Below are 14,275 nucleotides of genomic sequence, written 5' to 3' on the forward strand. Positions count from 1 at the left end.
TTGCTAGGCAGCAATACGAGCCGGTCAACGCACGCGTGGCTACAGTTCCGCAAGGGATTCTGATCGGGGTCTACCGATCCGAGGTCGAGTTATTGAGGTACATGGACTGAATCCCCACGCGCCCCGGACCCGTGAACCGGTTCACGATGAAATTGACGCCCGCGCCAAAGAGGCCACTGGTCAATCTGTCGACCACCGTATCCATCTTGACCTGCGGATCCTTGTAAAGCCAGCCGCCGGGTTCGATGTCGATGGTCTCGCCGGCCGCCAGTACCTTCTCGAACACATTGCCATAGCCGTGGAGCCAAAGCACCCCTTCGCCGCCGTGTCCGTGGAACTTGTCGATAAAGAAACCAGTTTGTCCGAACAGCATGTTGGTGATGCCGCGAATCCGTTCGAAGGTGTATTCCACGTTGCCGGTGGCGGCTAGAAACTGATGCTCGCGCACATGCAATTCCTCACCCGCGCGAAGATGGATCGGCACGATGTGACCGGCGCCGTCACGGCTGAACGCAATGATGCCGTCGCCGCTCGCCTCCGTAATGAACACCTGCATGCCGGCGAGCATGCGCTTCACGGCGCCTTTGACGGGCCGGATGCCAATCCGGACATTCGAGTTCTTCCACAGCAGAATGTGATGCTCGAAGTAGACCGGCTGCCGGGAGACGTCAACCGACAACACCGGCACCAGCTCGCCGCCAATGTGATAGGTGACGCCGCCGAACGTTTCGTCCGCCGCAGCCGTTGGCAGAAGCCGGGGCAATTGATTCATGCGTTTCCTTTCACTCGTTAGCCGACACAAAAAGCATCGAAATATAAAGAATCGTCGACACCACGATAATCGCCACGCCGACCAGTACCTTCACGCGATTGAACTCCAGCCCGCCGTCGATCGCCACGGCAATGCCCACGACCGCCGACAACGTACCGATTGCCGCGAGCAGAACATGCACCTTGCTACGAATCAGCTTTCTGCGTTCGGGCGGGAATCGGTCTTTCAAAGAGTGATGTTCCATTCGAAGCTCCTTCGTGCGGAATGGTACGGGACCGTGGCGCAGGCTCACCGCACACTACTGCGTGGTGTTCATCGTCCAGCCATATCCCAGCGCCTTATACAACGCGACAACCTGCGCAAGCTGCTGATCCTGCAACTGCGACTGCTGCAACTGCGCCGCGAAAAGATTGCGTTCGGCGTCGAGTACTTCCAGATAGCTCGTATAGCCGCCTTCGTACAGATCATGCGCAAGCGACGTGTATTGAACCAGCGCCTCGACCTGTTGATTGGTCGCCTTCAACTGATCGCGCGTACTCGTCACGCCGACCAGTGCGTTCTCCACATCCGCGAACGCCGACTGGATGGTCTGCTGATAGCTGAATAACGCTTCCTGCTGCTGTGCCTCGGCGGTGCGCACTGAGCCGGCAATCGCACCGCCGGTGAAAATCGGCTGCGATATTGCGCCCGCGAACGACCAGATGCGCGCGGGTCCGGTCCAGAGTCCGGACAGTGCGGTGCTCGCCGCGCCGAACAGACCCGTCAACGATATCTCCGGAAAGTATTGCGCGCGTGCCGCGCCGATCGATGCATTCGCGGAGACCAACGCCTGTTCGGCCTGCAGCACATCCGGCCGCCGCTCGAGCAGCGACGACGGCAGCCCCGCCGGAATCGCCGGCGCGGTTAATTGCGTGAGCGGCTTGCCGCGTGGAATCGGCCCCGGGTTATCGCCGAGCAGCAGCGACAACGCGTTTTCCTGCTGTGCGATCTGTTGCTCGAATGCATACACCGAAGTCTGCGCCGATTGAAACTCCGACTTCGCCTGACTCACCTGCAGTTGCGAAACCACGCCACCGCCGAAACGCTCCTGAAACAGCGTCAGTGCGTCGGACCGGCTCGCCAACGTCGATTTCGCGATCTCCAGCCGTTGATCGAGATCGCGCAATTGCAGATAAGCGGTCGCCACGCTCGCGATCAACGCGATACGTGTGGCCTGTTGCGCGGCCTGCGTGCCGAGATAGTCGGCCCGCGCGGCTTCGGTCATGCGCCGCACCCGGCCGAACAGATCGATTTCCCACGACGCCATCAAGTCGAGCTGAACCTGATTGCCGACAGCCGGCGGATAACCCGGCGCGGGCACGCCGCGGCTGCGGCCACCGGCCAGGTTCGCGCCGACTTGCGGGAACAGTCCGGCGCGCGTTGTCATCAAGCGGCCGTAAAACTCGTCGACGCGTGCGGCCGCGATGGAGAGATCTTTGTTCTGCGCCAGCGCCCGCTCGATCAGCGAGTCGAGCACAGGGTCGTTGAACTGATTCCACCATTGCAGCGCGGACGGGTCGACCACTTCGGCATCAGGCGCTGCGTAACGGAACGATGCGGGCGTGACCACTTCGGGCCGATGATAGTTGGGCCCAACCGTGCAGCCGGCCAGCCAGCACGCGCAGACCACCGGGGCGAGTCGACGTAGCGAGGGTTTCATGTTCAACCCTCCTTCGGCCCGGGCGCAACGGGCGGCTCGGTGGCCGGCTCAGGTTTGCCCTTGCGTCGCGACGACAGGGTTTCGAAGCCCCAGAAGAACATCGGAATAAAGAACAGCGCGATAACCGTCGCGCCGAGCATGCCGAAGATCACGCCGGTGCCGAGCGAGCGGCGGCTCGCAGCCGACGCGCCGCTCGCGATCGCCAGCGGCACGCAGCCGAGAATGAACGCGAGCGAGGTCATGATGATCGGCCGCAGACGCAGCTTGGCGGCCTTCAACGCGGCGTCGTAAGGCGACAGGTTCTCTTTCTCGCGCATCTCGACGGCGAACTCGAAGATCAGAATCGCGTTCTTCGCCGCGAGCGCGATCAGCACGGTCAGGCCGATCTGGAAGTACACGTCGTCTTCCATGCCGCGTAGCAGGATGCCGATCAGCGCGCCGAACAGCGCGAACGGCACCGCGAGCAGCACGCCGATCGGCAACGACCACTTCTCGTATTGCGCGGCGAGAATCAGGAACACCATCAGCAATGCAAACGCGAACACCGCGGCGGCGGTCGAGCCGGCCTGTTTCTCCTCGTAGGCCTGGCCGCTCCACGCATAGCTGTAGCCGTCGCCCAGCACTTCCTGCGCGGTCTGCTCCATCGCGGCGAGCGCGTCGCCCGAACTGTGCCCGGCCGCGGCGTCGCCGGTGATCTTGGCGGCCGGGAAATTGTTGAAGCGCGTCACGATGTCGGCGCCCGGTACGAAGCGGAACGTGGTGACGGCCTTGATCGGCACCATGTCGCCGCTGCGGTTGCGCACATACAGTTGCTGGATATCGTCGGGCTGCGTGCGGTATTGCGGCTCGGCCTGCACGATCACCTGGAAGAGCCGGCTGCTCTTCGGAAACTGGCTGACGTACGACGAACCGAACATGGTTTGCAACGCCGCATAGATGTCCTGCACCGGCACGCCGAGCGATTCCGCCCGCTCGCGATCGACCTCGACCAGCAATTGCCGCGAGTGCGTGTTGATGGTCGAGTTCACGCCGCGCAGCGCCGGGTTCTGGCGCGCCTTCGCAATGAACGCGCGCACGCGTTCTTCGAGGTCCTGGTAGCTGCCGTCGCCGGTGCTTTGCAGCCAGAACTCGAAGCCGCCGGTGGTGCCGAGACCCGGAATGGACGGTGGATTCAGCGGCACCACCACGCCGTCCTTGTAACCGGAGAAGGCCTTGTTCGCGTCGCGGATCAGGTCTTCCGCAGTGCCGTTTTCGCCGCGTTCCTTGAAACCCTTCAACGTGATGAACAAGGTGCCTGCGTTCGACTTGTACTGCGAATCCACCAGGCTGTAGCCGATTGGCGCCGCGACCGATTTGACCGCCGGCTGTTTGGCGAACCATTGCTCGGCGCGCTGCGACAGATCGCCGGTGCGGTCGAGACTGGCGGCGTCGGGCAGCACGACCGCGCCGAGCAGATAACCCTGATCCTCGGTCGGCACGAACGACGACGGAATGTGTTTGAAGAGGCCGCCCGTCGCGATGATCATCACGACGATCAGCAGGATCGACACCACGACGCGGCGAATCGCAAGTTGCACCGCGCGGCCGTAGCCTTCGGTCATGCTCTCGAAGCGCCTGTTGAACCACAGGAAAAAGCGGTTCTTCTTTTTCGTTTCCGGTTTGAGCAGGATCGCGGCGAGCGCCGGCGACAGCGTCAACGCCACCACGCCCGACAGCACGACCGACACGGCGATCGTCACCGCGAACTGCTTGTACAACTGCCCGGTAATGCCGGACAGAAACGCCACCGGAATGAACACCGCGAGCAGCACCAGCACGATCGCGATCACCGGTCCGGTGACCTCGTCCATGGCGCGTTTGGCGGCCTCTTTCGGCGGTAGACCGAATTCGGACATATTGCGCTCGACGTTTTCGATCACGACGATCGCGTCGTCCACCACGATGCCGATTGCCAGCACCATGCCGAACAGCGTCAGCATGTTGATCGAAAAACCGAACGCCATCATGCCGATGAACGCGCCGAGAATCGACACCGGTACCGCGAGAATCGGCACGAGCGTCGCGCGAAAACTCTGCAGGAAAATGAACACCACCAGAATCACGAGAATCACCGCGTCGCGCAACGTGTGCACAACCTCGCCGATGGACTCCTGCACGAACTCGGTCGTGTCGAGCGCGACCTCGTATTTGAGGCCGGGCGGAAAGCCCTTCTGCATCCTTTCGAGGGTCTGGCGCACCTCTTTCGCGACCTGCAGCGCGTTGGCGCCCGGTTGCTGGTACACGGCGATCAGCGTGGCGGTTTTGCCGTTATAGCGGCCACGCAGCGAGTAATCTTTCGCACCGAGTTCCGCGTGGCCGATATCCTTGATACGCACCGTCGACGCATCGCCCGAACCGGCGCGCAGAATGATGTTGTCGAAGTCGGCGGGTTCGGTCATGCGGCCTTTGGTGGCGACCGGGAAGGTCTGCTGCACGGGCCCGTTGGTCGGCGACTGGCCGAGGCGGCCGGCGGAAAACTGCTGGTTCTGGTTGCTGACGGCCTGCTGCACGTCGGCGACGGTGATGCCGAGCTTCGCCATCCGGTCAGGCTTGATCCAGATGCGCATGGCGTAGTCGGCCGAGCCGAAGATCGACGCCTGATTCGCGCCCGGAATCCGCTTCAACGCGTCGAGCACGTAGACGTTCGCGTAGTTCGCCACGTACGACTGGTCGTACGTGTTGTCCGGCGAATAGATCGCGATCACCATCATGAACGCCGACGAGCGCTTCTGCACCGAGACCCCTTGCGCGGTCACCGAATCGGGCAGCGTCGGCAGCGCCAGATTCACGCGGTTCTGCACATCCACCTGCGCGAGCGACGGGTCCGTGCCGGTCTTGAAGTACGCGGTGAGCGTCATGTTGCCGGTCGATGAACTCGACGAGTTCATGTACATCATGTTGTCCGCGCCGTTGACCTGCTGCTCCAGCGGCGCCGCCACGTTCTGCGCGACGACTTCGGCGCTCGCACCCGGATAGGTTGCGCTGACGGTAATGGTGGGCGGCGCGATGTCGGGAAACTGCGAGATCGGCAGGTTGAACATCGCGACCGTGCCGGCCACCACCAGGATGATCGACACCACTGACGCGAAAATCGGCCGGTCAATGAAAAAGTGGGCGAACTTCATCGCTCAGCCTCCGGTCGTGGGGCTGAGGGTGACATCGACGCGGCGCGATTTGTCGGGCGCGTCGGTGGCGACGATCCGTGCGGGGCGGTGCATGTCGATCCGCGCGACGTCGACGCCCGCGACGATCAGCGCGGAGCGCACGGTCGCGGCACGCGCGGCGGCCAGTTTGACGTTGTCGGCGTAGGAGCCGGTGGCGTCGGTGTAGCCGGAAATCGCCACGCGCGCACCGGGCGAAGACGCCAGTTGGCGTGCCACGGTGGCTAGTGTGTCGGCGGATTGGTGGTCGAGGCTTGAACTGCCGACAGCGAAGAAGAGTTCGGTGTGGGCCGGTTGTGCGGCGCCGGCTGTTGTCGTGCTTGCCTGAGCGCCGGCGTTGCCCCTGGCGCTGTTGGTGCCGTTGCCCGTTGCGCCCGTTGCGCCCGCTGTTGCGGCACCGCCAGCGGCACCTGCCGTCGCGCTCGTGCCGGACTGAGCCGCGCCACCTTGCGCCCCTGCCCCCGCACCGTTTTGACCCGCCGCCCCGGTCGTTGCGCTCGCACCCGATTGACCCGCGGCTTTACCGCCACCCCCCGCCGTTCCACCCGCCCCGCCCGCGATCGCCGCGATATTCACACTCGCGGCCGGCAACGGCACCACACGCGCATTCACCGCCGCTCCCGGCATCAATCGCATCGCGTTGTCGATCACGACCCGATCGCCCACCTGCAGGCCGGAATTGACGACCCAGTCGTTGCCGTTCCATTCGCCGGCTTCGATCGCGCGTTGCTGCGCCTTGTTGTCTTTATCGACGGTCCACACGTATTCGCCGCGCGCTCCCTGCATGACCGCGCCCTGCGGCACGGCGACCGCCGCGCTGCGCTGCGCGCCGAGCAGCTTGATCCGGACGAACTGCCCGGGCCGCAACGAGCCGGCCGGGTTCGGCACGGCGGCGCGAATCAGATACGTGCCGGTCTCCGAACTCAACGCCGCGTCCTGAAACGCGATATGGCCGCGCTGCGGATAGATGCTGCCGTCGGCCAGCACGATCACCGCTTCGAGATCGCCGAGCGGCGGCAGCTTCAGCGTGCCGTTCGCGGTCTGCGCCCGCAATTGCAGCATCTCGTTCTCGGACAGCGAAAAATTGATCCACATCGGATCGAGCTTGGCGACGTAAGTCAGCAGGCTATTGGACGAATCGATATACGAGCCGTCCTGCTTCTTCGCGAAGCTCGACAGGCCGGTGACCGGCGCGGTGATCGTCGTGTAGCCGAGATTCAGATTCGCACTGGTGACGTTGGCGCGCGCCTGTTCGAGCGCGGCGGCGGCGCTCAACTGCTGGCCGATCGAATCGTCGAGATCTTTCTGGCTCAGCGCATTCTTCGCGACGAGCGGCCGCACGCGATTGAGATTCGCCTGCGCCGTATCGAGCCGCGCTTTCTGCTGTGCCATTTCGGCGCGCGCGGCGTCGAGCGCCGCTTCGAACGGCTTGCGGTCCATCACGAACATCACGTCGCCCTGATGAACCATCGCGCCTTCCTGGTAGACGCGCTTCTCCAGAAAGCCGTTCACGCGCGCGCGGATCTCGACCTGTTGCGAACTCTCCGTCTGGCCGACGTAGTCGAAAGGCACGGGCACGTCGCGCAGCGCGACGTCGACCACGTCGACGTTGACCGGCGCTCGCGCGGCTTCCGGCGCCGGTTTGTCGTGGCATCCACTCAGCGCTGCCAGCACCGTAATGGCGAGGCCAGTGGTTAAGACGTGCAACGCTCGCATCATCGTGATCTCCGTCGGCAAAGCGGCTGGACCGTGGTGCACGGACGCCGGGACGCAATCGCGCTACGCCGCGGCGTGTTGCCGGTGCGTGCGCGTGGAACCATCTTGATACTGCGCTGCAGCGCCAGGTATTCCGCACGAATGTGCGTGTGCTCAACGTGAAATCCGTCTGCGGACCAATTCGCTTCCGCTCGTTAAAAACGGACAAACGTGGAGCGTCCTGTCGTTCAGCGACGACTCACGGCCTATGACAAAGCCGTTAAAGCGACCGCAAAAAACGGGTGAACCGCATGGAAATGAAGGGAGGCAAACCGCACGGACGAGTGCGGCGCCAGCAAGCGTGTTCCGGGTGACTCGTCCACTGATGCATACGTGCTCCTTATTTTTCTAGCAGTATGTCAATCGGATATCCAGTACCGTTGCACCGAGTTAGAAGGCAATGGCCATTTGCCCGGGAATGTTTCGTGCGTTTTCCCACCTCTGCGCGCAGGCAGTGTAGCACCGCTAATCGAAAAACAACATGTGAGGGTGGGAATCAGGCTGCGCGAATAATAGGTCTATTTTGTGCGCTTTTCAGCGTGCGCCACATAGTGAGTTGGGCCATAGACCAGGCTGCCAGGCGAGTTGACGGATCGCCGACCGTTGCGCGAGCTTCGCCGGTTTTTGCGGCGAAGCTCGACAGCTCGATTACGGCGAAACCGTGAACGCCGGATTCGGGCTGACCGACAGGCTATTCACCTTGCAGTTGCCGGACAGCGGCTGATTGCTCGCGCTCAGCGTATTGGTCGCGTTGCTCCACGCGCCGCTGATCGTGGAAGGACCGCAGTTCGCGCCGAGCACGCTGAAGCCGACGTTCGCCACATTGCCGGTCGTCGTGCTGGTGGCGACGAGCTTCCACGGCAGTCCGATGATCTGCGGCACGCCGCACAGGCCACCGCCCGTGATCGCGACCGAGTTGATCTGCGCGTACGTGCCGTCGGTGCTCACCACGCCGCTGAGCGTGATACCGCAACTCACATTGGGCGCGATCGGTGTGCTGACGTTGATCGTGCCCGGTGCGCTGAAGGAAGCGCCTGCCGGTCCGATCGTCGCCGCGGCGGCGATCGGCGCGACGGCGGCGAATGCGATAGCGATGGCGCTGCTGCATGCGAAAGTTTTGATCAGCTTCATGATTTACCTTCCCAGAAAAAAGGCTAAAGAAATTGCTGGAGTTGGGCAGCCGGCGGCGCTGTGCGTGGACCTCGCCGCCTGACCGTTTGACGCGCCTGACTACTGCCATCCGCTCGGTCGGCGGGCATCGTCATGCCTGCCGCCGTCGGCGTCGTTCGTGATCCTGATCGCCTTGGTGTGGTGTTTTCAGGAAGGCCGAACCTCATGCGATTGCTGTTTCGATTGCGATTGCCATGTTGGTTGCGATTGCACGAAGGCCCGCATAATGACGGCCGACACAGCGCCACGCACAGGTGTCCCAAATCCCATTGCTTTGTCTCCGTCAGTATTTTTAATTCGCCACGTACGATAATCGTTCGGCATACGTAAGCCGGTTTGATACGGACGTAACAGGCCACGACATTAAAATGCCGCGTATAGCACTGCCCGGCCCAGTTAGCCGACGATCTATTCAGTCTGAAAATGCGCGCCGCATTTAAAAACGGGTTGAATCCCGTAATAGGCGTGGTGTCTCGCGAGACGCTTGTGCCATCGCACTCCTCGTTGGATTGGGATGCTGCAGTGCACCGCAGTCATTGGCCGGATGTTTCAAATAATTATGTGGGCACACAGTAGTCTGGACGGCGCGGCCTGTATATAGAATTTTTGATCCAAACCGATGCTTTCGGCTGAGCCTTGTATTGCCGTCGTTTCGCGGATGTTTTTAAACGGTCGAATGAATCCGGTGTCACGGTGCGGAGGCGTTTAATAGTTTCGACCTGATGCAATTAGCGTATTCTGACTGCCGGGCCGACTAATTTAGAAAGCGCCGCGATCCGATTGATTGCGTCGGCAATCGGCTGTTAATGGGGAAACGCGCACTATGTCATTCCGGAACGCGAGAAAACCTACCGCCATGCGGTTATGGCTTTTCGCCGGCTGTGGGGTATTGGGCTTCGGCACGATAGCGCTGACTGCGATCTTGATGGGGCAGTGGCCGACGCGCGCGGACCCCGCCACGCAGGTTGCGATTCAAGCGGAGGCCGAGCCTGGAAATAACGGACCGGTCACGAATCGCCATAACCTGGCGGTGGCGTCTCCTGCGGCACCGCCCTCCTCGACTCACGAAGGGATTGACGTGCTATCGCGGCTGGAAACGGCGGGACGCGATAAATCGCTGATCCAACCGGAAGCCAACCTCAGCAATACGCTCGACGAAGCGCTGCAGCGTGCTTTGTCGTTTCCCGATTTCGGCGCGCTCGCGGGACGCACCGACCCGGAGGGCCTCTTTGAAGCCGCGGCCTGGGTCGATGCCTGCGAGCGTGGCGCCTTCGCCGCTCAGGAGATGTCGTTGCGATGCCGGGAACCGGATCTGCACGGCGCGCATTACGCGGACGACCTGTTGAAGCAGGCCGCCGATGCGGGCCAACCCGGCGCCGTTCTGAGCCTGGCCGCACGACACCCCGAACAGTGGCTGGAGATCCCTTTGCGCAGCGGCGGCATGCTCGGCGACCGCGTGTTCGCACTCGCCGCGCGGGGCCGATCCGCCGCGCTCGTGCTGCTCAGTCAACTGTGCGCCGTGCCCGACGCCTGCGTCGACGAACAATTGACGCGCAACGTGCTGGCGCTGCTGCAGTTGAGCATCTACAAAACGGGGACGTCGGAGACGGGTGACTATCTGACGGGCGCCGAGATCAACCGCCGCGAAGCGGTCGATCGCGCCGAACGGATTCGCACTGCACTGCAATGGCCGCCTTGAGCCATCGCAGCTAGGCCGCAGCAAGCGGTTCACGCCGCGTCGGCGCCGCGGCCACCGCAGCGGGTTGCGACAGATTTTTCGGATCGAAAACGCGTTCATGCAGCCGCGTGAACGAGCGGAAATTCCACAAGCTGCGCGCCACGAACACGCGCTGCACCCAGCGATACAGGGGCTGGTGGAAGCCGCACAGACGCTCGGCTTCAGCCGCGCCGAACTGATCCTTCATGTGGTGCTGCCCGGTGCGCTGCCCACCGCGCTGGTGGGCCTGCGTTATGCGCTCGGTTCGGCATGGCTCGCGCTGGTGTTGGCCGAGCAGGTGAACAGCCAGGGCGGGCTCGGCTATCTGGTCACGTTTGCCCGCGAAGTCTATCGCACCGACATTATCGTCGTGTGCCTCATCATCTATGCGCTGCTGGGCCTCGCTGCGGATTTCGGCGTGCGCGCTCTCGAAAAGGGACTACTGTCATGGCGTCCGGCATTTCGCGCTCGTTGAATCATCCTGTTGCCGTGGACGACACGCTCGCCGTGCGCGTCCGCGACCTCACCAAACGGTTCGGCGCGCGCCGCGTGATCGACGGTCAGTCGCTGGAGATTCGTCGCGCTGGCCGGACCGAGCGGTTGCGGCAAGAGCACGTCGTTGCGCGTGCTCGCCGGGCTCGATCGCGAGATCGACGGCGACGTGCGGGTGTCGACGAGTCGGACGTTATCGCTTCGACGAGTCGGACGTTATCGCTTGAGGTTCGCTACTAGCGCGCCCTACCCGCACAGTTTGCCGATATCCATATCGATTATGGTTGTTTGTTCAATCAGTTCGGCTTGCTTAAGGTGACTTGCCACCTCGCTTCTCGCACCGGCAAATCATCCCCGACTTCAATAAAACTGATTTGAACAACCATGAAAAAAATCATCTTCGCCTTTGGCGTGTCGTCTCTTCTGGCCGGTACTGCCAGTGCTCAAAGCAGCGTCACGCTGTACGGCATCGTGACCGGCAACGTGACGTATTCGAACAATGCGCAAACCGCGGTGACGTCGGCCTCCGGCAAACCTAAAGGCGGTACACAGGTCGCGCAACTCGACGGCGGTTCGTCGGGACTGTCGTCAAGCCGCTGGGGCCTCACCGGCGCGGAAGATCTGGGCGGCGGACTGAAGGCGATCTTCAAGCTCGAAAGCGGCTTCAGCGTGAATAGCGGCGCGCTTGGACAAGGCGGCACCGAGTTCGGCCGTCAGGCGTGGGTGGGATTCACCGCCGACAAGTACGGCACGTTCACGCTGGGGCGTCAGGCCGATACGTCGGTGGAGTTCATCTCGCCGCTGCTGGCCGGCTGGTACTGGGGCAACCTCGCGATCCACCCCGCCGACTACGACAACCTGAACTTCACGCACCGTATCAACAACACGGTCAGGTACCTGTCGGATTCGTTCAGCGGGTTCCGCTTCGGCGCGTTGTACAGCGTGGGCGGCGTGGCCGGGAATGTCACGCAGAATCAGTTCTGGTCGACCGGTTTGAGTTATAGCGGCGGGGCATTTGCCTTCGCGGCGTCGATCATCAATGCGCGCAATCCGAATTCGTCGCTCTACGGTACGAACGCCAATGCGAGCGCGACCGGCAATAACCTCGGTTCCGCCGGCTCGGCCACGGCCGCGGAGTCCAATCCGGCGATCGCGGGTTTCGCTTCGGCGCATACGCAACAGACGGTGTCGGTCGCGACCACGTACACGGTGGGCGGTGCGATTTTAGGCGCGGCTTATTCGACCACACAGTTCCGCGGGCTCGGCTCGAACGCGTCGCTGAATACGCTCAATTACAGCGGCTCGACGACACTCAGCACGGTCAGCGCGAGTCTGCGTTATCAGGCGACGCCGTACCTGCGCTTCGGCACGTCGTTCGATTACACGCAAGGCGGCAGTGTGGGCAGCAAGGGCAATGCGAAGTACGAGCAATTCAATCTCGGCAGCGCGTATTCGCTGTCGAAAGCGACCGAGCTTTACCTGACTGGGGCATTCCAGCATGCGAGCGGCACGGATTCGCTGGGCCGTCCCGCGGTCGCGGCGATCGGCTATCTGACACCTTCCGCGACGGACAGGCAGGTGGCGGTATCGGCGGGGCTGAAGCATCTGTTCTGATGCACTCGAATGACAGGGCCTGTTGCATGGATGGCCCTCTCCTACCTGATGCGGGACCGTGGATGCGCTGCATTCCGATGGTCCCGCGCCAGTACTTCATCACCGCCCTTAGCGTGCCAGTTCGGCCTCGATTGCCGCGACGAGGCGCGGGTCGTCGGCGGTGACATCGGGAGAGAAACGCCCCACTACGCGACCATCGCGACTGACCAGGAATTTTTCGAAATTCCACAGCACGTCCGGCACAGCGTTGGGTTCGATGCCGTAACCCTTGAGCCGTTCGCGGAACGGACCCTCGCCGGTGGCGTCGGGCTGCGCGGCCGTCAGCGTGTGATACAGCGGATGCTGGTCGGCGCCGACCACCGAGATCTTCGAGAACAGCGGGAATTTCACGTCATAGGTGCTGGTGCAGAAGGTCTGGATTTCCTCGTCGCTGCCCGGCTCCTGGCCTTTGAAGTTGTTCGCTGGAAAACCCAGTACTTCGAGACCGTCGCCGCGTTTGTCTTCGTAGAGTTTTTCCAGACCTTCGTATTGCGGCGTCAGCCCGCATTTCGAGGCCACGTTCACGACCAGCAGCACCTTGCCTTGAAACGGCTTCAGTGTTTGCGGCGTGCCTTCAATCGACGTGACGGGTACATCGTATAAGGCTTGACTCATGGATCACCTTCGGTTGGTTGAGGGATGGGCACACGATACGCCGCTTTTTGAATTTCGGCAGAACGCGGCATAGCCACCCTTCAATATCCTTATTCCTATTGATTGGTTCGCCTGGTTTCGGCGGGACGCTATTGTCGAGCGCGTGCACGGTCTCACGCACTCCACCCCAAACAGAATGAGAGTTCAGTCATGAAACCACAACGTTCACTACGCTTCACCGGCTTAGCTGTGCTCAGTGCGATCGCGTCGATCGCCATGGGCTTCAGCACGCTCGCATTGGCCGGCGTCGCGCTGGATCTCAGTCCGCAGCAACCGGACCGGATCCGCGTGCAAAAAGATCCGGCGGCCGTGAAAGCCGTGTCCGCGCAGTTTCGTTTCGTGAAAGACGACACGCTGACGATCGGCATTCATCCGACCATCCCGCCGATCAGCACCTATGCCACCGACGCCAAAACCGTAGTCGGTTTCGATGCCGACCTCGCGCAAGTAGTCGCGGATAGCCTGGGTAGAAAGCTGGAGCTGGTGCCGGTGGCATGGGCCGACTGGCCGCTTGCGCTGGAGTCCGGCAAGGTCGACGCGGTGTTGTCGAACGTCACGGTAACGGAGGAGCGCAAGCTCAAATTTGATTTTTCCAGCTACCGTCAGGATCAGGTTGGCTTTTACGTGAAGTCCGATAGCAAGATCGTTTCGCTGAAGGAGCCGAAGGACGTGGCCGGCCTGCGAATTGTCACGGACTCCGGCACCAACCAGGAAAAGATCCTGCTGGCGTGGGACAAGGAGAATGTCGCGCACGGTCTGAAGCCGGTCGCCGTCCAGTACTACGACGACGTTGCCGTGAGGAATCTCGCGCTTCAAGCCGGCCGCGCCGATGCCGTGTTCAGCGTCAATGCGACCCAGGCTTATCAGGCCGCGCAGCAAGGCAAGACCCGACTGGTCGGCACGGTAAGCGGCGGCTGGCCGCGCACCGCCGAACTCGCAATCGCGACGCGCAAAGGCAGCGGTCTCGCCGATGCGCTCACCACCTCGTTGAACGACCTGATTGCGTCGGGTACGTACACGCGTGTGCTGGACCGATGGAATCTCGGCTCGGAGGCGATCGCGCGGTCGGCGACTAATCCGCCGGGGTTGCCGAAGCTCTGAGGCGGTTCCTATCCTCGATTGCAGCGTAAGTGTTACAACCATGCCGCCCGGCTAAACGGAGT

General features: G+C 62.4%; 11 protein-coding genes and 1 pseudogene. 5 read left to right on the forward strand and 7 right to left on the reverse strand.

Annotated elements, in window-relative coordinates:
* Nucleotides 1-70 precede the first annotated feature (70 nt).
* The 6 genes from FA94_RS27475 to praA form a co-directional block, all read right to left on the reverse strand.
* A complete protein-coding gene (locus FA94_RS27475; RefSeq protein ID WP_035557174.1) occupies nt 71-772 on the reverse strand; it encodes an AIM24 family protein in 702 nt (233 codons plus the stop codon).
* Between the two features lie 10 nt (nt 773-782).
* Nucleotides 783-1,016, reverse strand: a complete 234-nt coding sequence (locus FA94_RS27480; RefSeq protein WP_051980799.1) for a DUF2964 family protein — start codon at nt 1,014-1,016, stop codon at nt 783-785.
* Between the two features lie 54 nt (nt 1,017-1,070).
* On the reverse strand, nt 1,071-2,471 hold the full coding sequence (locus FA94_RS27485) for an efflux transporter outer membrane subunit (RefSeq protein WP_035557177.1): 1,401 nt from the start codon (nt 2,469-2,471) through the stop codon (nt 1,071-1,073).
* 2 nt (nt 2,472-2,473) lie between these two features.
* On the reverse strand, nt 2,474-5,635 hold the full coding sequence (locus tag FA94_RS27490) for an efflux RND transporter permease subunit (protein WP_035557180.1): 3,162 nt from the start codon (nt 5,633-5,635) through the stop codon (nt 2,474-2,476).
* 3 nt (nt 5,636-5,638) lie between these two features.
* Nucleotides 5,639-7,390: an efflux RND transporter periplasmic adaptor subunit gene (locus tag FA94_RS39935; protein WP_035557183.1), complete on the reverse strand. Its 1,752-nt coding sequence runs from the start codon at nt 7,388-7,390 to the stop codon at nt 5,639-5,641.
* A gap of 684 nt (nt 7,391-8,074) precedes the next feature.
* Entirely contained in the window at nt 8,075-8,557 is a 483-nt protein-coding gene (praA, locus tag FA94_RS27500) for an alkane oxidation protein activator PraA (protein ID WP_035557186.1), read from the reverse strand.
* 895 nt (nt 8,558-9,452) lie between these two features.
* Between praA and FA94_RS37410 the strand changes: the two genes are divergently transcribed.
* From FA94_RS37410 to FA94_RS27525, 4 genes and pseudogenes are all read left to right on the forward strand, one after another.
* Complete coding sequence (locus FA94_RS37410; RefSeq protein WP_156126719.1) at nt 9,453-10,295, forward strand: hypothetical protein; 843 nt, start codon at nt 9,453-9,455, stop codon at nt 10,293-10,295.
* 97 nt (nt 10,296-10,392) lie between these two features.
* Nucleotides 10,393-10,788: an ABC transporter permease subunit gene (locus FA94_RS27515; protein WP_081936375.1), complete on the forward strand. Its 396-nt coding sequence runs from the start codon at nt 10,393-10,395 to the stop codon at nt 10,786-10,788.
* A gap of 96 nt (nt 10,789-10,884) precedes the next feature.
* Nucleotides 10,885-11,124 (forward strand): annotated as a pseudogene (locus FA94_RS39275) (ATP-binding cassette domain-containing protein); the annotation flags it as partial.
* 65 nt (nt 11,125-11,189) lie between these two features.
* Nucleotides 11,190-12,419 (forward strand): porin, encoded by a 1,230-nt coding sequence (locus tag FA94_RS27525; protein ID WP_035557196.1) that lies wholly within the window; start codon nt 11,190-11,192, stop codon nt 12,417-12,419.
* 108 nt (nt 12,420-12,527) lie between these two features.
* Here FA94_RS27525 and FA94_RS27530 read toward each other — a convergent pair whose 3' ends face one another.
* Nucleotides 12,528-13,073, reverse strand: a complete 546-nt coding sequence (locus FA94_RS27530) for a glutathione peroxidase (protein ID WP_035557199.1) — start codon at nt 13,071-13,073, stop codon at nt 12,528-12,530.
* A 255-nt stretch (nt 13,074-13,328) separates the two neighbouring features.
* On the opposite strand from FA94_RS27530, the gene FA94_RS27535 reads away from it, so the two are divergent.
* Entirely contained in the window at nt 13,329-14,213 is an 885-nt protein-coding gene (locus FA94_RS27535) for an ABC transporter substrate-binding protein (protein WP_231585148.1), read from the forward strand.
* Nucleotides 14,214-14,275: the final 62 nt, after the last annotated feature.

The sequence above is a fragment of the Burkholderia sp. 9120 genome (genome assembly GCF_000745015.1).
Classification (GTDB): Bacteria; Pseudomonadota; Gammaproteobacteria; order Burkholderiales; family Burkholderiaceae; genus Paraburkholderia.

Coding starts and splice junctions, on each gene's coding strand:
- FA94_RS27475 (WP_035557174.1), bottom strand. CDS start 772: ATGAATCAATTGCCCCGGCTTCTGCCAACGGCTGCGGCGGACGAAACG.
- FA94_RS27480 (WP_051980799.1), bottom strand. CDS start 1,016: ATGGAACATCACTCTTTGAAAGACCGATTCCCGCCCGAACGCAGAAAG.
- FA94_RS27485 (WP_035557177.1), bottom strand. CDS start 2,471: ATGAAACCCTCGCTACGTCGACTCGCCCCGGTGGTCTGCGCGTGCTGG.
- FA94_RS27490 (WP_035557180.1), bottom strand. CDS start 5,635: ATGAAGTTCGCCCACTTTTTCATTGACCGGCCGATTTTCGCGTCAGTG.
- FA94_RS39935 (WP_035557183.1), bottom strand. CDS start 7,390: ATGATGCGAGCGTTGCACGTCTTAACCACTGGCCTCGCCATTACGGTG.
- praA (WP_035557186.1), bottom strand. CDS start 8,557: ATGAAGCTGATCAAAACTTTCGCATGCAGCAGCGCCATCGCTATCGCA.
- FA94_RS37410 (WP_156126719.1), top strand. CDS start 9,453: ATGCGGTTATGGCTTTTCGCCGGCTGTGGGGTATTGGGCTTCGGCACG.
- FA94_RS27515 (WP_081936375.1), top strand. CDS start 10,393: ATGCAGCCGCGTGAACGAGCGGAAATTCCACAAGCTGCGCGCCACGAA.
- FA94_RS27525 (WP_035557196.1), top strand. CDS start 11,190: ATGAAAAAAATCATCTTCGCCTTTGGCGTGTCGTCTCTTCTGGCCGGT.
- FA94_RS27530 (WP_035557199.1), bottom strand. CDS start 13,073: ATGAGTCAAGCCTTATACGATGTACCCGTCACGTCGATTGAAGGCACG.
- FA94_RS27535 (WP_231585148.1), top strand. CDS start 13,329: ATGGGCTTCAGCACGCTCGCATTGGCCGGCGTCGCGCTGGATCTCAGT.